The 20917-nt window shown below is 66.8% G+C and carries 16 protein-coding genes; 10 read left to right on the forward strand and 6 right to left on the reverse strand.

Annotation, left to right across the window (positions count from 1 at the left end):
- Positions 1 to 72: 72 nt before the first annotated feature.
- The 3 genes from ectB to gorA form a co-directional block, all read right to left on the reverse strand.
- Positions 73 to 1338 carry a diaminobutyrate--2-oxoglutarate transaminase gene (gene ectB / locus G7A98_RS06360; RefSeq protein ID WP_163648650.1) on the reverse strand — a complete coding sequence of 422 codons (1266 nt, stop codon included), beginning with the start codon at positions 1336 to 1338 and terminating at the stop codon, positions 73 to 75.
- Between the two features lie 89 nt (positions 1339 to 1427).
- The gene (gene ectA / locus G7A98_RS06365) at positions 1428 to 2006 is read right to left on the reverse strand and encodes a diaminobutyrate acetyltransferase (protein WP_163648651.1); all 579 of its coding nucleotides are present in this window, start codon (positions 2004 to 2006) and stop codon (positions 1428 to 1430) included.
- 298 nt (positions 2007 to 2304) lie between these two features.
- Positions 2305 to 3666, reverse strand: a complete 1362-nt coding sequence (gene gorA, locus G7A98_RS06370; protein ID WP_163648652.1) for a glutathione-disulfide reductase — start codon at positions 3664 to 3666, stop codon at positions 2305 to 2307.
- Positions 3667 to 3806: 140 nt separating this feature from the next.
- Between gorA and can the strand changes: the two genes are divergently transcribed.
- The 9 genes from can (at position 3807) to G7A98_RS06415 (ending at position 13944) form a co-directional block, all read left to right on the forward strand.
- On the forward strand, positions 3807 to 4463 hold the full coding sequence (gene can / locus G7A98_RS06375) for a carbonate dehydratase (protein WP_163648653.1): 657 nt from the start codon (positions 3807 to 3809) through the stop codon (positions 4461 to 4463).
- A 237-nt stretch (positions 4464 to 4700) separates the two neighbouring features.
- The gene (locus G7A98_RS06380) at positions 4701 to 6290 is read left to right on the forward strand and encodes an ABC transporter substrate-binding protein (RefSeq protein ID WP_163648654.1); all 1590 of its coding nucleotides are present in this window, start codon (positions 4701 to 4703) and stop codon (positions 6288 to 6290) included.
- 128 nt (positions 6291 to 6418) lie between these two features.
- Positions 6419 to 7465: an ABC transporter permease gene (locus G7A98_RS06385; protein WP_163648655.1), complete on the forward strand. Its 1047-nt coding sequence runs from the start codon at positions 6419 to 6421 to the stop codon at positions 7463 to 7465.
- Positions 7462 to 8409, forward strand: coding sequence for an ABC transporter permease (locus G7A98_RS06390; protein ID WP_163648656.1), 948 nt, complete (start codon positions 7462 to 7464; stop codon positions 8407 to 8409). Before G7A98_RS06385 ends, G7A98_RS06390 begins: the two co-directional genes overlap by 4 nt.
- Before the next feature lie 4 nt (positions 8410 to 8413).
- On the forward strand, positions 8414 to 9448 hold the full coding sequence (locus tag G7A98_RS06395; protein ID WP_163648657.1) for an ABC transporter ATP-binding protein: 1035 nt from the start codon (positions 8414 to 8416) through the stop codon (positions 9446 to 9448).
- Positions 9445 to 10500 (forward strand): oligopeptide/dipeptide ABC transporter ATP-binding protein, encoded by a 1056-nt coding sequence (locus G7A98_RS06400; protein ID WP_163648658.1) that lies wholly within the window; start codon positions 9445 to 9447, stop codon positions 10498 to 10500. Before G7A98_RS06395 ends, G7A98_RS06400 begins: the two co-directional genes overlap by 4 nt.
- Before the next feature lie 127 nt (positions 10501 to 10627).
- Positions 10628 to 11557, forward strand: a complete 930-nt coding sequence (locus G7A98_RS06405) for a LysR family transcriptional regulator (protein WP_163648659.1) — start codon at positions 10628 to 10630, stop codon at positions 11555 to 11557.
- Positions 11535 to 12845 (forward strand): Xaa-Pro dipeptidase, encoded by a 1311-nt coding sequence (gene pepQ / locus G7A98_RS06410; RefSeq protein ID WP_163648660.1) that lies wholly within the window; start codon positions 11535 to 11537, stop codon positions 12843 to 12845. Before G7A98_RS06405 ends, pepQ begins: the two co-directional genes overlap by 23 nt.
- Positions 12846 to 12912: 67 nt before the next feature.
- Positions 12913 to 13944 carry a hydrolase gene (locus G7A98_RS06415; protein WP_163648661.1) on the forward strand — a complete coding sequence of 344 codons (1032 nt, stop codon included), beginning with the start codon at positions 12913 to 12915 and terminating at the stop codon, positions 13942 to 13944.
- Here the strand turns inward: G7A98_RS06415 and msrA are convergent.
- The gene (gene msrA / locus G7A98_RS06420) at positions 13925 to 14560 is read right to left on the reverse strand and encodes a peptide-methionine (S)-S-oxide reductase MsrA (protein ID WP_163648662.1); all 636 of its coding nucleotides are present in this window, start codon (positions 14558 to 14560) and stop codon (positions 13925 to 13927) included. The two genes, G7A98_RS06415 and msrA, sit on opposite strands and share 20 nt — an antisense overlap.
- A 131-nt stretch (positions 14561 to 14691) precedes the next feature.
- Here msrA and G7A98_RS06425 point away from each other — a divergent pair, with 131 nt between their 5' ends.
- Positions 14692 to 15054: a YchJ family metal-binding protein gene (locus tag G7A98_RS06425; protein WP_240464687.1), complete on the forward strand. Its 363-nt coding sequence runs from the start codon at positions 14692 to 14694 to the stop codon at positions 15052 to 15054.
- On the opposite strand, the gene G7A98_RS06430 is transcribed toward G7A98_RS06425, so the two are convergent.
- Positions 15023 to 19090 (reverse strand): translocation/assembly module TamB domain-containing protein, encoded by a 4068-nt coding sequence (locus G7A98_RS06430; RefSeq protein ID WP_240464688.1) that lies wholly within the window; start codon positions 19088 to 19090, stop codon positions 15023 to 15025. The genes G7A98_RS06425 and G7A98_RS06430 overlap by 32 nt on opposite strands.
- Positions 19054 to 20910, reverse strand: coding sequence for an autotransporter assembly complex family protein (locus G7A98_RS06435; protein WP_163648664.1), 1857 nt, complete (start codon positions 20908 to 20910; stop codon positions 19054 to 19056). Before G7A98_RS06435 ends, G7A98_RS06430 begins: the two co-directional genes overlap by 37 nt.
- Positions 20911 to 20917 lie beyond the last annotated feature (7 nt).

The raw sequence follows: 20917 nt of genomic DNA on the forward strand, positions 1-20917 counted from the left end.
CCCTTGTGACAAGCGATTGACAGGACGGCCCGGCGAGGGCCGCCCGGGATTCCCGGCCGTCAGGCCCAGGGTTCAGCCGATGGCCTGCTTGGCGCTGGCCTCGAGGATATCCAGCCCCTCGATCAGATCCTCGTCGGAAATCGTCAGCGGACACAGGCACTTGACCACTTCGCCGTCCTGACCGCTGGTCTCGATGACCAGGCCGTTCTCGAAGGCCTTGGCGGTGATCTTGTCGGCGATGTCGCCGGTACCGACATCGATGCCGCGCATCAGGCCGCGACCCCGCTCGGAGGCCGGCACGCCCTGTTCGGTCAGCCAGGCGGCGATCTTCTGGAAACGGTCCTCGACCACCCGACCCTTGCGCTGCACGTCACGCTCGAACTTGTCGTCGCTCCAGTACTGGCGCATCGCCGCGGCAGCCGTGGTGAAGGCCAGGTTGAAGCCGCGGAAGGTGCCGTTGTACTGGCCCGGCTTCCACTTGTCGAGCTCGGGGCGCATCAGCACATGGGCGAACGGCAGCCCGTAGGCGGACAGCGACTTCGAGTTGGTGATGATATCCGGCGTGATGCCGGCATGCTCGAAGCTGAAGAACTTGCCGGTGCGCCCGCAGCCCGCCTGGATGTCGTCGATGATCAGCAGGATGTCATGATCGCGGCAGATCTGCTCGAGACGCTTGAGCCAGTCGAGGCCGGCCACGTTGATGCCGCCTTCGCCCTGCACGGTCTCGACGATCACCGCCGCCGGGCGATCCAGGCCGCTGGAATTGTCGCCGAGCAGCTTCTCGAAGTAGCTCAGGGTGTCGTTGCCTTCACCCATGTAGCCATCGTACGGCATGAAGGCCGCGCCCTGGGTGGGAATGCCGCCGGTCGCCTCGCGGAACTTGCGGTTGCCGGTGGTGGCCAGAGCCCCCATGGTGACGCCGTGGAAGCCGTTGGTGAAGGTGACGATGTTGTGCCGCCCCTTGGCCACACGCGCCAGGCGGATCGCCGCCTCGACCGCGTTGGTGCCGGTCGGCCCCGGCAGGTGCACCTTGTAGTCGAGACCGCGCGGCTTGAGGATCACGTTCTCGAGGGTTTCCAGATAATCGCGCTTGGCGGCGGTCCAGAAGTCCAGGCCGTGGACGATGCCATCGCTGGACAGATAGTCGAGCAGCGCCTGCTTGATGTGCGGGTTGTTGTGCCCGTAGTTCAGCGTGCCGGCACCGGCCAGAAAGTCGATGTACTCGCGACCGTCTTCATCGGTCAGGCGAGCGTTCTGTGCCTTGGTGAAAACGACGGGAAAGGAACGCGAATAGGTCCGGACCTCGGATTCCATGCGTTCAAGAATCTGCGTCTGCATTGACGACCTCCAGGTCGGTAACAAGAAAACGTGAATAACGACATACGGCGACGCAATATGACGGCAGGAAACAGGCGTCGCCGCCTGGCTCAGATACGCTCGGGGTCGAAGGGACCGATGCGCACCAGGTTCTCGGGATCGTGCTCGCCACCCAGTTGATCGGTGGAGAAATATTCCCGGCTGTTGAGGGGCGCCTGCCAGCGATCGGCCAGGCGCTTGAAGAGCCCCCAGGATGCCTGGTTGTCGGGCGTGATGGTGGTTTCCAGGTGGCGTACGTGGGCCATTTCCGGGCGACGCATCACGGCTTCCACCAGGCGCCGCGCCAGGCCGGTGCCACGCGCCTTCTCACCGACGGCCACCTGCCAGAGAAAGTAGGTTTCCGGCGAGTTGCGCTTGGGATAGCCGGAGACGAAGCCGACGATCTCGCCCTCCTCGTCCGTGGCCACGGCACAGCTGTCACGAAACTGCGTGGCCAGCAGCAGATAGGCATAGGCGGAGTTGACATCCAGCGGCGGGCAGGACTTGACCAGTTCGTAGATGCCCCAGCCATCATCGGTCGTCGGCTTGCGGATGAAGAGCGGCGTCTGCTGACTGCCGACCACGGCATCCGCGACACTGGGCTTGGCCAGGTCCGCCGAAGGCGTGAAGGATTGCGTTGTCATGGTCATGGAACGGTTCGCCGTTGCGAATTTGTTTTCAACCTTAACAGGCGTTTATGAATAAATCAAAGAAACGGTTATTGCTTTACGCATAGTCCATAAAGACTGGTTATGTGCGCTTGCAGCGAAACAGCCGCCGAACGCGACGCTACTGTCTTTCCAACTGATGGCCGGCTTCCGACAATCGACCACTCTCGTCTCGTCATTGAGTTTAGGCGGCGACGCGAAGCCGTGCTAACTCGGGATGCAGAAAACGACGAAGCCGCCTCGGGGGCGGCTTCATGTAGCGGGAAACGGCGGGTTGCGATCAGCGCCGGCTCGGCGTGCGCATGGTGACGAACTCCTCGGCCCCGGTAGGGTGGATCCCCACGGTGGCGTCGAAATCGGTCTTGCTCAACCCGGCGCGCACGGCGATGGCGATGCCCTGGATCACTTCGCCGGCTTCCTCGCCGACCATGTGCGCCCCGACCACGCGGTCGCTGGCATCATCCACCACCAGCTTCATCAGGCAACGCTCCTCGCTGCCCGACAGCGTGTGCTTCATGGGACGGAAGTCGGCGGTATAGACGCGAATCTCGCCGCACTCGGCGCGCGCGGCTTCCTCGCTGAGTCCCACGGTGCCGATGTTGGGATGACAGAACACCGCCGTGGCGATGTTGCGGTAATCGAGCGGCCCCGGCGGCTCGGCCGTGAAGTGGTGCTGCACCATGTGCATCGCCTCGGCGAGCGCCACCGGCGTCAGCTCCGGGCCGCCGGTGACGTCCCCCAGGGCGAGAATCGAGGGAACGGAGGTCTCGTAGCGCTCGTTGACCTTGATGGTGCCATCCGGGTTGAGCGCGATATCGAAGGCATCCAGGCCCAGCCCGGCCAGGTGCGGCCGGCGCCCGGTCGCCGACAGCACGGCATCGACGACCAGCGTCTCGCCGTTGGTCAGGGTCACGGCCAGCCCGTCGGCCTGCTTCTCGATCGCCTCGATGGTGGTCTCGAAATGCAGATCGACGCCCTTCTTGGCCATCTCGTCGCGGGTGAACTCGCGGACCTCGTGGTCGAAGCCGCGCAGGAACAGCTCGCCGCGATAGACCAGGTGGGTGTCGCTGCCCAGGCCATTGAAGATACTGGCGAACTCGACGGCGATGTAACCGCCGCCCAGCACCAGAAAACGCCTGGGGAATTCCTCGAGATCGAAGACACGGTTGGAATCGAGGACATGCTCGTTGCCGGGGAAATCGGGGATCCACGGCCAGCCGCCCACGGCCACCAGGATCTTCTCGGCGGTATGGGTCTCGCCGTTGACCTCGACGGCGTGCTCGCCGACCACTTGGGCGCGACCATTGATCAGTCGCACCCCGGCGTTGTCGAGCAGGCGAGCGTAGATGCCGTTGAGCCGCTTGATCTCGGCGATCTTGTTGTCACGCAGGGTCGCCCATTCGAAACGCGGCGCCTCAGACAGCTGCCAGCCGAAACCGGCGCTTTCCTCGAAGGCATCGTGATAATGCGCCGCGTAGGAATACAGCTTCTTGGGTACGCACCCGACATTCACGCAGGTCCCGCCCAGATAGCGGTCCTCGGCGATGGCGACGCGAGCCCCGGTGGCCGCGGCCGTGCGCGCTGCACGCACCCCGCCGGACCCGGCCCCGATGACGAACAGGTCGTAATCGAATTCAGCCACGTTGATGTCTCTCCTGTCTGCAATGGGGCGATGATAACAGCCGTGCCGGCCGCTCGGGAGACCCGCTCCATTGACCCTTTCTATGCCATTGATAAAGAATGCTATCCGCCGTGCGGTCTGACCATTAAGGAGTCCTCGACATGAAAAACGAAATGAAACGCCTGCTGGAACGCAACCGTGACTGGGCCGAGACGGTCAGTCGGCAGGATCCGGACTTCTTCACCCGCCTGTCACAACAGCAGAACCCGGACTATCTGTGGATCGGCTGCTCCGACAGTCGCGTGCCCGCCAACCAGATCATCGATCTGCCGCCCGGCGAGGTCTTCGTCCACCGCAATGTCGGCAATGTCCTCAATCACAGCGACATGAATGCCCTGTCGGTGGTGCAGTTCGCCGTCGACGTGCTCAAGGTCAAGCACATCCTGATCGTCGGCCACTACGGCTGCGGTGGGGTCAAGGCCTCGATCACCGGGGGCGAGTTCGGCATCGTCGACTACTGGCTGCACCCGATCCGGGCCCTCTACAGCCAGCATCGCGAGGCCCTGCAGGACCTGCCGCTCGAGGAGCAGGTCGACCGCATGTGTGAGCTGAACGTCAAGGCCCAGGTCGCCAATCTCTGCCAGACCAAGATCATCCAGCGTGCCTGGCTGCGCAAGCAGCCGCTGGCTGTCCACGGCTGGGTCTATGGCCTGAACGATGGCCGCGTCACCGACCTCGACTGCACCGTCGAGGGGCTCGATCAGGTCTCGCAACTCTACCGGGTCGATCGCGTCGATCCCCTGCCCTCCGACGACTGAGCCTTCCCGGCCGTCTGACGCCACCATCCTGGCTGTCGTGCCTGCCGCGACGGCCCGTTCTCGTGCCAGCCCTGCCCCGGTTTTTCCGCCTCTTTCCTGCGCCGAGACGACCGCGCATATACGCCGGGCGCATGAGACCTGTCAGTTTTTCGATTGTGCCCCGCTCCCGGTCTCCCTATGTTGGATGATGGACCCAAGGGTCAAACAACGAACAATCAGCCATGCATGGGTTAACACATGACATTCAAGAAAACGCTGCTTGCCACCCTGGTCGGTGCCTCGCTGACGCTGCCGATGGCCGCCCTCGCCCAGGACGTCAACGGAGACGGTAAGGACGTCACCCTGCGTGTCGCCTACGACGCCGATCCGGTGTCCCTGGACATCCACGAGCAGTTGTCCGGCGGCATCCTGCAACTTTCCCACCTGGTCTTCGATCCGCTGGTCCGCTGGACCCAGGACTTCACCTTTGAACCGCGCCTGGCCACGGACTGGGAGCAGGTCGACGACACCACCATGCGCCTGCATCTTCGCCAGGGCGTCAAGTTCCACAGCGGCAACCCCTTCACCGCCAAGGATGTCGTCTGGACGGTGGAGCGCCTCAAGCGCAGCCCCGACTTCAAGGCCATCTTCGAGCCCATCGAAAGCGCCGAGGCCGTCGACGACCACACCGTCGACATTCATACCAAGCGCCCCTACCCGCTGCTGCTCAACCTCGCGACCTACATCTTCCCGATGGACAGCGAGTTCTACTCCGGCACCACGGAAGCCGGCAAGGACAAGGGCGAGATCGTCAAGAACGGCAACTCCTTCGCCTCGCGGCACGAGTCCGGCACGGGGCCGTACCGGGTCACCGCCCGTCAGCAGGGGGTGAAGGTCGAGTTCGAGCGTTTCGATGACTACTGGGACAAGGACTCCCCGGGCAACGTCGACCATATCGTCATGACGCCGATCAGCGAGAATGCCACCCGCGTGGCCGCCCTGCTCTCCGGTGACGTCGACTTCATCGCCCCGGTGCCGCCCAACGACCTGGAGCGCGTGCGCGCCGACAAGAACGTCAAGCTGGTCACCATGTCCGGCACGCGGATCATCACCCTGCAGATGAACGAGAAGCGTGTCGAGGCCTTCAAGGACGCACGGGTCAGGCAGGCCATCGCCTACGCCGTCAACCAGGAGGCGATCGCCGACCGCCTGATGAAGGGCTTCGCCACCCCGGCCGCCCAGCTCTCGCCCAAGGGCTACTCGGGCCACAACCCGAATCTCGAGCCGCGCTACGACCTCGAGAAGGCCAAGCAGCTGATGAAGGACGCCGGCTACGAAGACGGCTTCAGCATCACCATGATGGCGCCCAACAACCGCTACGTGAACGATGCCCAGATCGCCCAGGCGGTGGCGGCCATGCTGGCGCGGATCAACATCAAGGTCGATCTCAAGACCCTGCCCAAGGCCCAGTACTGGGGCGAGTTCGACGATCGCGCCGCGGATATCATGATGATCGGCTGGCACGCCGACACCGAGGACTCGGCCAACTTCTACCAGTACCTGACCGAGTGCCCCGACCCGGATACCGGAGCCGGCCAGTACAACAGCGGCAACTACTGCAACCCGGAACTCGACAAGCTGGTCGAGAAGGCCAACCTCGAGACCGATCGCGACAAGCGCGCCAAGATGCTGCAGGCCGTGGAAAAGGGGCTCTACGACGATGCCGCCTTCATTCCGCTGCACTGGCAGGATCTGGCCTGGGCCGCCAAGAACGAGGTGCAGATCAAGCCGGTGCTCAATGTCATGAACTTCCCCTACCTGGGTGACGTGGTCGTCGAGCAGGACTGACGCACCACAGTGGCGGCGGCGTGATGTGAGCGCCGTCGCCGGTCACCCGTTTCCAAGCCATGAAAAGCGTCTCGACACCCTCGTGAGGGTGTCGACGGGGGCTTTCGTATCCAACAGGGCCGCAATCCATGATTGCCTTTCTGATCAAGCGACTCTTTCACGCCCTGCTGGTGATGTTCGTCATCAGCGTGGTCAGCTTTGCCATCCAGGACAACCTGGGCGATCCCATCCAGCAGATGGTGGGGCAGTCGGTGCCCGAGAGCGAGCGCGCCGAGCTGCGCGAGGAGCTGGGTCTCAACGACCCCTTCCTGGTGCAGTACCTGCGCTTCGCCGAACACGCCCTGCACTTCGACTTCGGCTATTCGTACTTCTACAACGAGCCGACCACCGACGTGATCATGCGCCACCTGCCCGCCACGCTGGAGCTGGTCTTCGCGACCACCCTGCTGATCATCCTGCTGTCGGTGCCGATCGGGGTCTACAGCGCCATCCGACCCCGGGCCTGGCTGTCGCGACTGTTCATGGGGGTGTCGATCGTCGGCATTTCCATCCCGGTCTTCCTCACCGCCATCGTGCTGATCCAGATCTTCGCCATCGGCATTCATGTCTCGCTGTTTCCCGCCGATACCGCCTGGGGCGCCTGGCTCAACGGCCTGCTGTCCACCAGCGGGGGCATGCCCGCCTACGGCCGGGGCGACGTGACGCATGTCTTCGGCACCTGGGACACCAACTTCGCCTCGCTCGACGGGCTCACCTACCTGGTGCTGCCGGCGATCTCGCTGGCCTCGATCATGCTGCCGCTGTTCATCCGCCTGATCCGCGCCGAGATGATGGAGGTCCTGCAGTCCGAATACATCAAGTTCGCCAAGGCCAAGGGCATCAGCATGCGCCGCATCTACTTCCTGCATGCCCTGAAGAACACCATGCTGCCGGTGATCACCGTCGGCGGCGTGCAGATCGGCACCCTGGTCGCTTACACCATCCTCACCGAGACGGTCTTCCAGTGGCCGGGCGTGGGACTGATGTTCCTCGACGCCATCCAGCGCTCCGACATTCCGCTGATCGTCACCTATCTGATGGTGGTCGGCCTGATTTTCGTCATCACCAACACGGTCGTCGACCTGATCTACGGTCTCGTCAACCCCACCGTGAAGCTCACAGGTAAACCCGCATGACGACCACGACTCAAGCTTCCCCGGTCCCCTCGCGCTGGGCCCGCTTCCGCGACTCCTACCTGGTCTACAGCTTCAAGCGCGATCTGGTGGCCCAGGTCTGCCTGGCAACCTTCGTGGCCATGGTGCTGGCCGCCGTGCTGGCACCCTGGCTGGCGCCCATGAACCCCTATGACCTGGCCCAGATCGACATCATGGCGTCCGAGTTGCCGCCCTTCTGGATCGACGGCAGCGACCCCACCTACGTGCTGGGGACCGACGCCCAGGGCCGCGACCTGCTGTCGACGATCCTGTATGGCGCCCGCGTGTCGCTGATCATCGGCTTCGGCGCGGTCATCCTCCAGGCCATGCTGGGTGTCACCTTCGGGTTGCTCGCCGGCTACCTCGGCGGCCGGGTGGATGCCTTCCTGATGCGCCTGGCCGACATCCAGCTGTCGTTCTCCACGCTGATGGTGGCGATCATCGTCGGTGCGGTGATCAAGGCCTCCTTCGGCGGGGCCATCTACAGCGAGTATGCGGTGATCATTCTGGTGCTGATCATCGGCCTCGCCGAATGGCCGCAGTACGCCCGTACCGTGCGCGCCTCGGTGCTCGCCGAGCGCAGCAAGGAGTACGTCGATGCCGCCCGGGTGATGGGCTTTCGCGCCAAGCGGATCATGTTCCGCCACATCCTGCCCAACACCCTGTCGCCGATCTTCGTGATCTCCACCGTGCAGATCGCCAACGCCATCATCTCCGAGGCCGCGTTGTCGTTCCTCGGCCTGGGCATGCCCGAGACCCAGCCCTCGCTGGGCTCGCTGATCAAGTCGGGCTTCGACTACCTGCAGTCGGGCTCCTGGTGGATCACCCTGATCCCCGGCGCCGTGCTGGTGGTGCTGGTGCTGGTCATCAACCTGCTCGGCGACTGGCTGCGCGACGTGATGAATCCGCGACTCTACAAGGGCTGACGTCATGGCATTACTCGAAGTCTCCAATCTGGACGTGCGCTTCGCCCTGCGTCAGGGCGAGGTCAAGGCGCTGCGCGACGTCAGCTTCACGCTGGATCGCGGCGAGCGCCTGGGCATCGTCGGCGAGTCCGGCGCCGGCAAGTCGGTGGCCGCCTTCACCATCCTCAACCTGATCGCCAGGCCGGGCTACATCGCCGGCGGCAGCATCCGCTTCGACGATCGCGAGCTGACCACCATGAAGCCGCGCCAGTTGCAGCAGATCCGCGGCAACAAGATCTCGATGATCTTCCAGGACCCGATGATGACGCTCAATCCGGTGCTCACCATCGGCGAGCAGATGGTCGAGTGTCTCAAGGCGCACCGGCGCATCCGCACCCGGGCCGCCCGCGAGATCGCGCTGAACAAGTTGCGCCAGGTGCATATTCCCTCGCCGGAAAAGCGCCTCGACCAGTACCCGCACGAACTCTCCGGCGGCATGCGTCAGCGCATCATCATCGCCATCGCGCTGCTGCTCGACCCGGACATCATCGTCGCCGACGAGCCGACCACCGCGCTGGACGTGACCATCCAGGCGGAGATCATGTCGCTGCTGCTCGAGCTGTGCGAAAAGCACAACGTGGCGCTGGTGCTGATCACCCACGACCTGGGGGTGGTCAGCCAGGTGACCCAGCGCACCCTGGTGATGTACGCCGGCCGGGTGATCGAGCAGGGGCCGACCCGCGAGATCATCAACGACGCCCAGCATCCCTACACCCAGGGCTTGATCAATGCCCTGCCGCAGATGGCCACGCCGGGCAGCCGGCTCAACCAGATCCCCGGGGCGATGCCCACGCTGGCGAAGATCCCGCCCGGTTGCGCCTTCCACCCGCGCTGCAGCTTCGCGTTCAACGACGACGGTTCGCCGCGGCGCGACTGCCGGGAAGTGATCCCGGGCTTCGTTCGTTCGGGCAACTGCGACGTCGCCTGCCACATGGTCCGCGATCTGGTCGAGAACGACTCGGATGCCCGTGACCCCGTCGAAATCCAGGAGGCCCCATGACTCAGGTGAAGGCCAGGAGCGCGCCGCAGGCCGCCTCGGCCCAGGCGGGCGATACGCTCGTCGAGATCCGCAACCTCGAGAAGCACTTTCCGCTGTCCGGCGACTTCCTCGAGCAACTGCGCTTCAAGGGCGGCAGGCTGGTTCGCCGTCAGGAGTTCGTGCACGCCATCAACGGCGTCGACATCGACGTCAGGCGTGGCGAATCGCTGTGCGTGGTGGGGGAATCCGGCTGCGGCAAGTCGACGGTGGCGCGCATGGTGATGGGACTGCTGCGTCCCAGCGGCGGCGAGATCCGCTACGACGGCGAGCGCATCGACCACCTCTCGCCGCGCCAGTTGCTGCCCTATCGACGGCGCATGCAGATGATCTTCCAGAACCCCTATGCGTCACTGAACCCGCGCATGACCATCCAGCAGACACTCGAGGAGCCGCTGCGCTTCCACCATCCGGACTGGAAGACGCCGCAGGTTCGCGACAAGGTCGCCGAGGTCATGGACTCGGTGGGCATCGATCCCGAATGGGGCAAGCGCTTCGGCCACGAGTTCTCCGGCGGCCAGCGTCAGCGGATCGCCATCGCCCGCGCCCTGGCCGTCGATCCCGAGTTCATCGTCGCCGACGAACCGATCTCGGCGCTCGACGTGTCGATCCAGGCTCAGGTGCTCAACCTGCTGATGGACGCCCAGGAAACCCATCATCTCACCTACTTGTTCATCACCCACGACCTGGCGGTGGTCGAGCATTTCGGCACGCGGGTGGTGGTGATGTACCTGGGGCGGGTCTGCGAGGTTGCCGAGACGCACACCCTGTTCTCGACGCCCCGCCACCCCTATACCCAGGCCCTGCTGTCGGCGATTCCGCGTCTCGAGGACGATCGTCCGGACTACATCCGCCTCGAGGGTGAAGTCCCCACGCCGGTCAATCTCCCTTCAGGCTGTGTCTTCCACGGCCGCTGTCCGCATGCCAACGACCGTTGCCGTCGCGAGGTCCCCGAACTCATCGCGGCCGAAGGCACCCGGGTCGCCTGTCACGGTGTCGAGGAGGGGCGCCTCTGACGCCACGGTGATGGCACGACGCACCGCGCATGCCACAATGCCGATGCCACCCCGATACCCGGGGATGGCGTCGGCCCGGTCGACGACGCCGCCGAGGCCCGAAGCCCACCGGTAGACGAGGTACTGGATGGAGATTCGCTGGTTGGAGGACTTCATCGCGCTGGCGCATACCCGTCACTTTTCGCGGGCCGCCGAAACGCAGAACGTCACTCAGCCGACCTTCTCGCGCCGGATCAAGCTGCTCGAGGAAGAGATGGGCACCACTCTGGTCAATCGCCAGACGCTGCCGCTGTCGCTGACGCCGGCCGGCGAGGAGTTCCTGCGCCTGTGCGAACAGGTCACCGAACGGGTGCGCCTGTCGCGCGAGCGCATCCAGCAGATCGCCGACGACCAGGCGCGCCGCATCGTCGTGGCCGCGCCCCAGAGCCTGCTTTCCTACGTGCTGCCCGAATGGCTGGCGCGTCATGACCTGACCCGACGCGTGGAGCCCTACCTGCGGGCCACCAGCTGGCTGCTGGCCGACTACTTCCAGGCCCTGGAGCGCGACGAGTGCGACCTGGCGCTCTGCTACTGGCCCCGCGAGCGGGTGGCGCTGGACATCGATCTCACGAACCACGAGTCCCTGGAAATCGGCACGGAAACCCTGGTGCCCGTCTGTGCGCCCGACGAGACCGGCCGGCCCCGCTTCGCCCTGCCGGGCCAGCGTCGCCACCCGCTGCCGTGCATCGCCTATCACCCGCGGGGGCTGATCCAGCGAGTGATCGAAGCTCGTCTGACCCGGCTTTCCCAGGCCGCTCACCTGGTCACGCTCAACGAAAACGTGCAAACCGCCAACATCAAGGAACTGGTCACCCTGGGCTACGGTCTCGGCTGGCTTCCCTGGCGCGCCGCCCGCCGCTCGCTGGAAAGCGGCGAGCTGGTCCGCGCCGGCGACGAGCGCTGGGACGTGGCGCTGACCATTCGCCTCTTCCGCAGCCGCCAGAACCTGCACCCCGGCCTCGATGCCCTCTGGCACCAGTTACAGGAGACCCGACATGACCCGAGCCTCAGTTCGTAACACCCGGCACGCGGTCCATCTCGACGCCCTCGAGCACGCCTACGCCGACATCCTGGCCAGCCACGGCTATGACGCCGTGCTGCTGTACAGCGGCCAGGCGCACACCTTCTTCGCCGACGACCAGCAGGCCAGCTTCGCGCCCTTCGGCCACTTCCTGCACTGGGTGCCGCTGCCCGGCATCCAGCACAGCTGGCTGCGGATACGCCCCGGTGACGCGCCTCTCCTGCGCTTTCATGCGCCAAAGGACTTCTGGCATCTCGCCCCCGAGCCGCCCACGGCGGCCTGGACACACCGCTTTGCCATCGAACCGACGCCCGAGACGGGGCCGCCGGCCACCGGCGGCGGACGGGTCGCCCTGCTCGGCGAGGTGGAGCCCTCGCTGGCCCGCGAACTCGGCGCCGAACTCAATCCGCCCGCCCTGCTCGCCGCCCTCGATGAACTGCGTCTGCGCAAGAGTGCCTACGAGATCGACCGCCTGCGCGATGCCAACCGGCTGGCGCTGGCCGGACACCGGGCGGCCCGGGATGCCTTCGAGGCGGGCGGTGCCGAACTGGATATCCAGCTCGCCTATCTGGCCGCCAGTCGCCAGCGCGAGTCCGACGTGCCCTATCAGAACATCGTCGGCCTCAACGCGCACGGTGGCGTCCTCCATTACCAGCATTACGATCTCGAGCCGCCGGCGCGACAGCTCAGCCTGCTGGTGGATGCCGGGCGACGCGACGCCGGTTACTGCGCCGATATCACCCGCACCTGGGCCGGCCGTGATGCCGACCCGCGCTTCGCGGCGCTGATCGAGGCGGTCACGCAGTTGCAGCAATCCCTGATCGACGCGATCGCCCCCGGGGTCGCCTTTCCGGACCTGCATCGGCGCATGCACCAGCAGCTCGGCGAGCTGCTCGTCGACCAGGGACTGGTATGCTGCAGTGCTGCTGCCGCCGTCGAGCGCGGCATGACCCGCGCCTTCTGCCCTCACGGGCTGGGGCACTCCCTGGGGTTGCAGGTGCACGATGTCGGCGGACGCCGTGATGCGAAGGGACGCTATCTGCCGCCGCCCCGCCAGGACCCGGCCCTGCGGCTGACCCGAACACTGGAGACCGGAATGGTGGTGACCGTGGAACCCGGCCTGTATGGCATCCCGATGCTGCTGGAGCCATTGCGCGATACATCCGCCGGGTGCGACATCGCCTGGGACGCGGTCGCCAGCCTCTACGAGCATGGCGGCATCCGCATCGAGGACAACGTGGCCGTGACCGAGACGGGCGCCGACAACCTGACGCGCGAGACGTGAACGGCCAGCGCTTGCCAGCCTGCACTGGCAGGATATGCTGGAAAGGAAGCCGTCTGTCGAGAGCCTCATGCCACGCAATATCGTACTGGCCGACTTCGTGGCCGCCCCGGGGCTGCGCAACCGCCACGTGCAGACCCTGCTGCCCCGCTTGCGGCCCCTGACCCGCGTCGAGCGGGAGACCGAAATCGTCGACCTGCCCGATGGCGATTTCGTGGAACTGGCCTGGGTGCAACCGGCACCGGCCCGACCGGACGCTCCGCTATTCCTGCTGTTCCACGGCCTCGAGGGATCCTTCGACTCGCCCTATGCCCGCGACCTACTTGCCACCGCCAGCCGGCTCGGCTACCGCGCGGTGTTGATGCACTTTCGCGGCTGCGGCCAGGCGCCCAATCGCCTGGCCAGGGCCTACCACAGCGGCGACACGGCGGATGCCTACTGGGTGATCGGCCAGCTGGCCAGGCGCTACCCGCAGGCCATCAAGATCGCGGCCGGTGTCTCCCTGGGCGGCAACATGCTGGTCAAGCTGGTGGCCGAGCAAGGCGGCGATGGCCTCGATCTCGCCGGCGCCATCGCCATCAGTGCCCCGCTCGACCTGGCCGCCAGTGCCGATGCCCTCAACCGCGGCTTTTCACGGATCTACCAGCGCCACCTGCTGGGTGCGCTGAAACGCAAGGTCATGCTCAAGATGGCCGCCGGCCTGCTGCCGGGCATGACGGCAGGTCGGCTGCGTCAGCTGGATACCTTCTGGGCCTACGACAACGAGGTTACCGCCCCGCTGCATGGCTTCAGCTCGGCCAGCGATTACTATCGCCGGGCGTCGGCCGGGACGTTGCTGGGCGAGGTCGAACTGCCGCTGCTGGTGCTGCACGCCGCCGATGACCCCTTCATGCCATCGGACCTGTTCGAACGCCTGCCGGCCCCCAGTGACGCCGTACGTGTCGAGATTGCCCGGCATGGCGGGCATGTGGGCTTTCTCGAGACTCGCCAGCACCGCCTGGCCGGCTGGCTGTCACGTCGGGTGGCGCGTCAGCTGACCGTCTGGACCGGGGTGTCGCAGTCGACGGCTGACGTGCTGCGCATCAGCCAATCGGACAGCTGACTCCCGTCCCCTTGAGCCCACAATAGCCCCCCGGGTTCTTGGCCAGATATTGCTGGTGGTATTCCTCGGCGTAATAAAAACGGCTCAACGGTGCAATTTCTGTCGTAATTGGAGCCATACGTGCTTCTTCCAATGCGGCTTGATACCGCTTGTAGCTATCTTGAACGATGTTTTTTTGAGAAGAGATAACGGTATAAATAGCTGAGCGATACTGGCTGCCCACGTCATTGCCCTGGCGCATCCCCTGGGTCGGGTCGTGGGCTTCCCAGAATACCTGCAGCAGCTCGGGCAGGCCGATCTCGGTGGGATCGAAGACCACGCGCACCACTTCCGCATGCCCGGTCCGGCCCGTACAGGTTTCCTCGTAGGTCGGGTTGGGCGTATAGCCACCGGCGTAACCCGCCGCCGTAACATGCACACCGGGCAGTTCCCAGAACAGGCGTTCCGCTCCCCAGAAACACCCCAGGCCCAGCACGATCTCCTCGAGCCCTTCCGGAAAAGGCGGTAGCATCGAGCGGCCATTGACGTAATGCACGCCGCTGATCGAGAGCGGCTCGTCGCGTCCGGGCAGCGCCTCATCGGGCGCCGGCATGCGCTGTTTGTCACTGATCCACATGGAGTCTGTCTCTCTTGCTATCGAATGTTGCTCGTTCTTCGGCCTGCCCCTGCGGAAGCCGGCACCCGTTCGGCGACTGCTGCGCCCCGGTACTCGACGATGCACGCCGGGCCGGCCATCCGGAAGCCCTGATGCGTGCCCGCTTCTGCGGCTTCGTCACGGGCGACGCCGATTTCCTGCATGCGACATGGGACCCCGTCCACCGGCCGGCGCTGGAAACACTGCGCGAGCCCGGCCCCCGCTGGTGCCGCCTCGACGTGGCGCGCAGCCATGCCGAGGGCGACCGGGGCGAGGTCCGCTTCACCGCCACCGGTCGGGAGTCGGGGCACTTCTTCACCCTGAGCGAAACCAGCCGCTTTCGTTTCGACGCCTCCCTGGCGCACTGGCTCTACGTGGACGGCGACGCAACCTGGCAGCGGCTCGACACCGGCCGCAATGCCCCCTGCCCCTGCGGCAGCGGCCTCAAGGCGAAGCGCTGCTGCGCCCGAGACTGAAGGAGTAGATCAGGTCGACCGCCTGAGCCGCGCCGGAAACCGCCTCCACATACAGGTTCTGCCACAGCTGGTAGCGCAGGGTCAGCTCGGCGATCGGCGAAAAGATGCCCACACCATAACTGACCTGCAGACCGTCGAACAGATAGCCGCTGACCACCACCTGGCTGTCGGCACCGCTGCCGGAGGTATCGACACTCAGGTCCTGCACGCCGAACGCCTGCCCCAGCTGCCCGATGGCACCACCGGTACGCGACAGCGACAGGCCGATCAGCGCCGAGGTCAGCGCCCCGTCGCCGCCGCCGGTATCCTCGGGCGCCCGCCCCCGCAGCAGGTAGGATAGCGCCCGGCTCTCCGCCATCGCCGGCTCCGAGAACACCCGCAGATCGGGCTGGGCGGCCGGGCCGGTGACCCGCAGCCCGGCGATGACGCCGTCCTGGGTGGTGTCAGGGTTGCGGATCGCCTCGAACTGCAGGCGCGGCTCCGAGGCCGGACCGCTGAACAGCACCTTGCCCTGGCGTATCACCAGGTCCTGGCCGAAGGCACTGTAGCGCCCGTCGAGCAGGTTGACGTCACCGAACAGCTGTACCGGCCCGTTGCCCTGGCGGACCTGCAGGTCGCCGCGCAGCGAGGCCGTGAGCCCGTAGGCCTCGAGCTTCACATCCGGGCCGATGTGCAGATTCACGCTGACATCCAGCTGCATGCCGACCCGGGACAGCGCCTGGGCGGTCGCCTCGCTGGCGGCATCGGTTGCCTGCCGCGCGGCCTGGCGCGCCTGCTCCCGGGCCCGCGCCTCGTCCTCACGGGTGATGATCACCTCGTCGCTGCTCGGCGATACCGCCGAGGGCGGAATCTTTCCGACCTCCAGGCGCGCCCAGGGGACGGTGACATCGCCTCGCACCTGCAGGCGCTGCGGGGTCGCCTGGATCCGCAGGTCCGGCGCGACATCCAGCCGCCCGAACTCCGGCATCGCCAGCCGCAGCGGTGCCTTCACGGCGCTCAGCGCGACATCGGCACGCCACTGATCCAGGCTCGGCCAGCCCAGCTGACCGGTCAGCGTCAGGCGTCCCCGATCGCCCGCCACGAAGCCGTTCAGGTCGGCCGAGTGGCCGGCGACGCTGACAGTGACCCGCCCGTCCGTCACGCTCAGCGGCAGGTCACGCCCGCCGGCCTTCAGGTCCGCGAGGGTCAGCTGCCCGTCCAGCGAGGGGTTGGCCAGCGCTCCCGACAGTGCCAGATTCCCGTCGAGACGCCCCTCGAGCGTCTGCAGGCTGGTGACCAGCGGCTGGTAGGGCGACAGCCGCCAGCCGTCCAGCGCCAGCTGTCCGGAAAGCGTGGCCTCGCCGGCCGGATCGGTGATGCGGGTCTGCAGATCGAGCCGCCCGGCCTCCCCCACGTTGGCCTCGAGGGTCACATCGGCGGCCGCCGGCGTCGCCGACAGCGACAGGGCCAGGTTCGTGGCGGGCAGGGACCAGGGCTGGCCATAGGCGTTCTGCCCGTCCAGGCTCACTCGCCCCTTCAGGTCCGCATCGGCCTTCCACTGCTGCCCGCCCTGTGACCAGTCGAGTCCCAGCGTGCCATCCAGCTGGCCGCCGGTCGCCCAGCCATCCGGCAGGGCCGCATTGGCGAGATCCAGCGGCAGGGCCTGCAGGGACAGCGCCACTCGCCCGTCACTGGCGCCGGCCTCCACGGGGCGTGTGGCACACAGCCGGCCGCCTTCCCGGCGCTCCAGACAGAACGGCTGCAGTTGCACCTTCGGAGCCTTCAGGTCGATGTTCAGCGGCGTCGCCTCGGCGAGCTGCAGACTCGCCTGGTCGGTATCGAGGTTCAAGGCCGCCAGCTGGCCACGATAGGCATCGCGGGCGGCATTCAGTCCACCGGTGAGCGCCAGACGCAGGCGGGACATCGGCATGCCCGGGGCGGCATCCACGCTCACCGTCAGGCGGTGATCGGACAACCGCCCCTTCAGACCGGCCTCTACCCGGGTCAGGCGCTGACCGGCCGCCCGAATCTCGGCGGCCTGAAGCGTCACGTCCATGTCGGGATCCTCGACCCCGCTCACCCGAGCGTCCAGCGTCAGGTCGGCGACCCGGTTGTCGGCGAAGCGCAGGCTGTTGCCGGTCAGCGTCACGTCGACCCGGGGCTTCTTCAGCGTGCCGGCCAGCGACAGCTTCCCCTGGGCCTGCCCGCCCAGGGTCGGCAGGAGCGTATCCAGCGCCGGCGCCTCCAGCCGGCCGCGCAGGTTCAGGGTATCGCCGACGGTGCCCTCGGCAGTCAGGCGATTCCGGCCCTGGCGCAGATCCAGGGTGTCGATGCGCCAGTGCATCCCGCTGTCGCCCTGCAGTACGGCCTGGAGCGACAAGGGACGCTGCTGCAGGCTGCCGTCCACGGCCAGCTTCGGCACCGTCAGGGACCACCCCCCGTCCGCCATGGCGAAGTGTGCCTGCGCCTGGCCGTTCAGGGAGCCCTCGACCGCCGGAGTCAGCAGCCCCGGGTTGAAGCGACTCAGATCGAGCCGGGCCGTCACATCCAGCGCCGGCGACCAGCGCACCTCGCCCCGACTGACCAGCGAGCCGCCGTTGGCGGCCAGCGACAGCGGCAGCCAGTTGAACCGCTCGCTGTCGCCATGGCCGGTCAAGCCGACCTGGACGGTGTCCGGCAGGTCGCGGCCGGACACCTGGCCCTGGAGTGCCACCCGGTAGTCACTGAGCTGCCCCGCGGCCTTGAGGGTCAGATCACGCACTCGATACTGCGGCGGCGGGTTCTTGTCCGCGGCGGCATCCGGCAGTGGCCAGGCCAGCGACGCCGCCGTCAGGGTGGCATCGAAGGGCAGCTCGGGCGCCAGCACGTTGGCGGCGGCCTCGAGACGGGCCGAGACCGGGCCGTCGGCGGTCAGTGTCGCCTTCAGGGCGCTCAGCGAGCCCCGTGCCTGAAGGTCGATGCGCTGCCCGGCCAGCGGCGCCTGATGCAGCATGCCCGTCAGGTGCGCGCTCAGCGGATAGTCGCCCTGCAGCCGGACCTGAGCCGTCAACTCGGCGTCGGCCGGCGGGGCCTTCACCGTCAGGTGCTTGAGGGTCACCCGATGCGCCTGGCCTTCCAGGCTGAGTGACAGGCGATCGATGCGCCGCGGCTCGGCCCCTTCCAGGCGAAAATCCCGAACGACCAATTCCGGAATGCGGATCGGCAACGGCAGCCGGATATCCGGCAGTTTGCGCGGCTGGGGTTGCTCGGCGCTGGCGGGCGAGCCGCTGGCAACAGCATCGGACGTGTCGTTGGCAGCCTCATTGCCGGTGTCGCCGGACACCGCCGCCACCGGCGTCTCGATCGCCTTGTCGCCTGACGCGGACGGTGACGCCTCGGCCCGGGATGCCTGCAGCGCCCGACTCGTCTCGACGGCCACCGGGGACAATGCCCCACCGCCTTGTGTGCCGGCCGGCGTCACCGTGGTGTCGGCCGCGTTGGGCAGGCGCAGGCGCGCCCCGGCCAGCTCGGTGGGTTGCAGGGTCAGGGCCTGCCGGTCGAGGCGTGCCCCGGTACGAAGATGCTGCCAGCTCAGGCGTGTCCCGTCGGCCAGTTGCAGGGCGACGTCATCCAGCGCCAGCTCGCGCACCTCGACGGGAAACGGCACCACGACCGGCGGCAGGCCGCCCGACCCGGACGATGAAGCCGCCGGCGGGGCATCGCCGGGCTTGAGCCGGATGTCGGCGCCCTCGACCTGCAGGCTGTCGAGACACAGCTGCCCTTTCAGCAGGCAGTCATCGGCCCAGGCCAGGTGCAGGCGCTCGATGGCGATGTCCGCCGGGCCGGCCGCCAGGTGCAGGCCACGCAGGGTGAAGTCGTCCAGCGGCGCGCCGGCGACGGCATCGTAGCTCAGCCAGTGGCGCTGCTGCCCCTGCTCGAGCAGCCATGCCGTGCCCCAGGGCGACAGCACCAGGCCCAGCAGCAGGAAGAGCAGCCCCAGCAACCACATCGGCAACCAGACCAGCAGACGCAGCAGGCCCGTCAGAACTCGGGCCCGATGGCGAAGTGCAGACGCCACGAAGACTCCTTGTCATCGAAGGGGTGAGCGATATCCAGGCGAATCGGCCCGACCGGGGACACCCAGCGGATCCCCAGCCCCGCCCCGGTGGCGAGATCCTGCGGCCACCAGGTGTCGAAGGCATTGCCGGTATCGACGAAGGCGGCGCCCCACCAGTTGCCGGTCAAGCGACGCTGCGCCTCGACGCTGGCCACGAACAGCTGCTGCCCCCCCACCAGCTCGCCGTCGGCGTTGGTCGGCGCCAGGCTCTCGTAGGCATAGCCCCGCACGCTGCGGTCACCGCCGGTGAAGAAGCGCAGCGACGGCGGAATCTTGTCGAAGTCCGGGGTGGTCATGGCGCCCAGGCTGGTGCGTCCGATGAAGCGATAGTCGCTGCCCAGCGAGCGGATCCACTGCGAATCCAGGGTCGCGCGCAGGAAGCTGGCATCCGACCCCCAGGCGGTGTCGGATGCCGCCAGCGACAACCGCTGCCGGTCGCCCCAGGTGGGGAAGCGCGGGTTGCGGGTCCGCGTGCGGCTCCAGCTCACCCCGGGGTAGTAGAGCAGCACCTGGTCCTTCTGGTTGGCCTGGCGGAAGTCCTCGTAGGTGGCATGCACGAAGACCCGCTGGGTCCAGTCGTTGTCGAAGGTCCAGCGCCGCGCCAGCTCCACGGACGCCTCCAGGCTGCGGGTGTCCTCGTTGTCCTGGTTCTTCAGGCCGTACTGCAGCTCGTAGCTGTCACGCCGCGGATCCTCCAGCGGCATGGTGTAGGTGCCGCTGAAGGTCTGCTCGGGAGCCGACAGGTAAAGCGAGTGATCGAGGCTGTCGCCGTCGGCGTTGATCCAGGGCTGCTTCCAGGAGAACTGCGTGCGAGGCCCGACGTCAGTCGCGTAGCCGATCCCGATCTCGAACTGATGGCGATCGGCCGGAATCACGTTGACATCGACCGGCACCCGCGGTGGCCCCTCGGTGCCCACGCCACGCGCCGCGACGATGGCGTCGGCCGCCAGCAGCGGCGTCCTGCCGGACGCCGCGGCCTCGCCGTCGGCCGACCGGTGGTCCACGGCCTCCCACCAGCCGCGATGGGCCAGCGCCACGGGCTGGGTCCGCTCGATCTGCGGGCGCACGCCGATGCTGCGAAACCACCCCGTCTGCCCCAGGCGCTGATTGTATTCGGCCAGGCTGTCCGCCAGGTACGGCTCGCCGGTGGCAAAGGGCAGCAGGTTGATCAGCCGTTCCTGGTCGATCTGGCTGCCGCTGAAGCGGATGTCGCCGAAACGGTAGCGAGGCCCGCTGTCGAAGGTCAGGTAGATGCGGGCACTGTGCTGCCAGGGCCGCACCTCGATGCGATGGCGCGTGAAGGTGGCATCGAAATAGCCCCGCTGCAGCGCCAGCGTCGATAATTGGCTGCGCAATCCCTCGTAGGGAGCATGGCGCAACGGACCGCCTTCGTGCAGCGGAAATGCCTCGAGCGCCTGGGTGAAGGCCTTGTCGTCTCTGGCCTCCCCCGCGATCGACACCTCGAGATGCTGGATGATCACCGGCTTGCCCGGGGAAACCTCGATGCGGGCGCGCTCCACGTCGGGCTTGCCTTCCAGGGTCACCTGAAAGGACGGTGAATAGTAGCCATAGGCCTTGAGCGCCTTGGCGGCACGCTGCTGGATGTCGTGGGTCAGGCGATCCCGGCTGTAGTCGCCGGCAGTCATGGACGCCAGGTAGTGGCGAATGTTGTCGGCCGGCTTCCCGTCGATGCCCGTCACCCTGGCATCCAGCGCCAGGGCCGACGTGCTCCAGACAAGCGCCACGGCCGCCCCGTACAGGGCCAGTCGCGGATAGCGCATGAGATCA

Origin of the sequence: Modicisalibacter sp. 'Wilcox' (assembly GCF_010993675.1) — a bacterium.
GTDB lineage: Bacteria > Pseudomonadota > Gammaproteobacteria > Pseudomonadales > Halomonadaceae > Modicisalibacter > Modicisalibacter tunisiensis.

What these genes read in the sequence shown, in the direction of transcription:
- G7A98_RS06400 (WP_163648658.1), top strand. Translation starts at nt 9,445, where the DNA reads ATGACTCAGGTGAAGGCCAGGAGCGCGCCGCAGGCCGCCTCGGCCCAG.
- G7A98_RS06380 (WP_163648654.1), top strand. Translation starts at nt 4,701, where the DNA reads ATGACATTCAAGAAAACGCTGCTTGCCACCCTGGTCGGTGCCTCGCTG.
- can (WP_163648653.1), top strand. Translation starts at nt 3,807, where the DNA reads ATGAAAAACGAAATGAAACGCCTGCTGGAACGCAACCGTGACTGGGCC.
- ectA (WP_163648651.1), bottom strand. Translation starts at nt 2,006, where the DNA reads ATGACCATGACAACGCAATCCTTCACGCCTTCGGCGGACCTGGCCAAG.
- ectB (WP_163648650.1), bottom strand. Translation starts at nt 1,338, where the DNA reads ATGCAGACGCAGATTCTTGAACGCATGGAATCCGAGGTCCGGACCTAT.
- G7A98_RS06415 (WP_163648661.1), top strand. Translation starts at nt 12,913, where the DNA reads ATGCCACGCAATATCGTACTGGCCGACTTCGTGGCCGCCCCGGGGCTG.
- G7A98_RS06385 (WP_163648655.1), top strand. Translation starts at nt 6,419, where the DNA reads ATGATTGCCTTTCTGATCAAGCGACTCTTTCACGCCCTGCTGGTGATG.
- G7A98_RS06390 (WP_163648656.1), top strand. Translation starts at nt 7,462, where the DNA reads ATGACGACCACGACTCAAGCTTCCCCGGTCCCCTCGCGCTGGGCCCGC.
- pepQ (WP_163648660.1), top strand. Translation starts at nt 11,535, where the DNA reads ATGACCCGAGCCTCAGTTCGTAACACCCGGCACGCGGTCCATCTCGAC.
- G7A98_RS06405 (WP_163648659.1), top strand. Translation starts at nt 10,628, where the DNA reads ATGGAGATTCGCTGGTTGGAGGACTTCATCGCGCTGGCGCATACCCGT.
- G7A98_RS06395 (WP_163648657.1), top strand. Translation starts at nt 8,414, where the DNA reads ATGGCATTACTCGAAGTCTCCAATCTGGACGTGCGCTTCGCCCTGCGT.
- msrA (WP_163648662.1), bottom strand. Translation starts at nt 14,560, where the DNA reads ATGTGGATCAGTGACAAACAGCGCATGCCGGCGCCCGATGAGGCGCTG.
- G7A98_RS06425 (WP_240464687.1), top strand. Translation starts at nt 14,692, where the DNA reads ATGCGTGCCCGCTTCTGCGGCTTCGTCACGGGCGACGCCGATTTCCTG.
- G7A98_RS06435 (WP_163648664.1), bottom strand. Translation starts at nt 20,910, where the DNA reads ATGCGCTATCCGCGACTGGCCCTGTACGGGGCGGCCGTGGCGCTTGTC.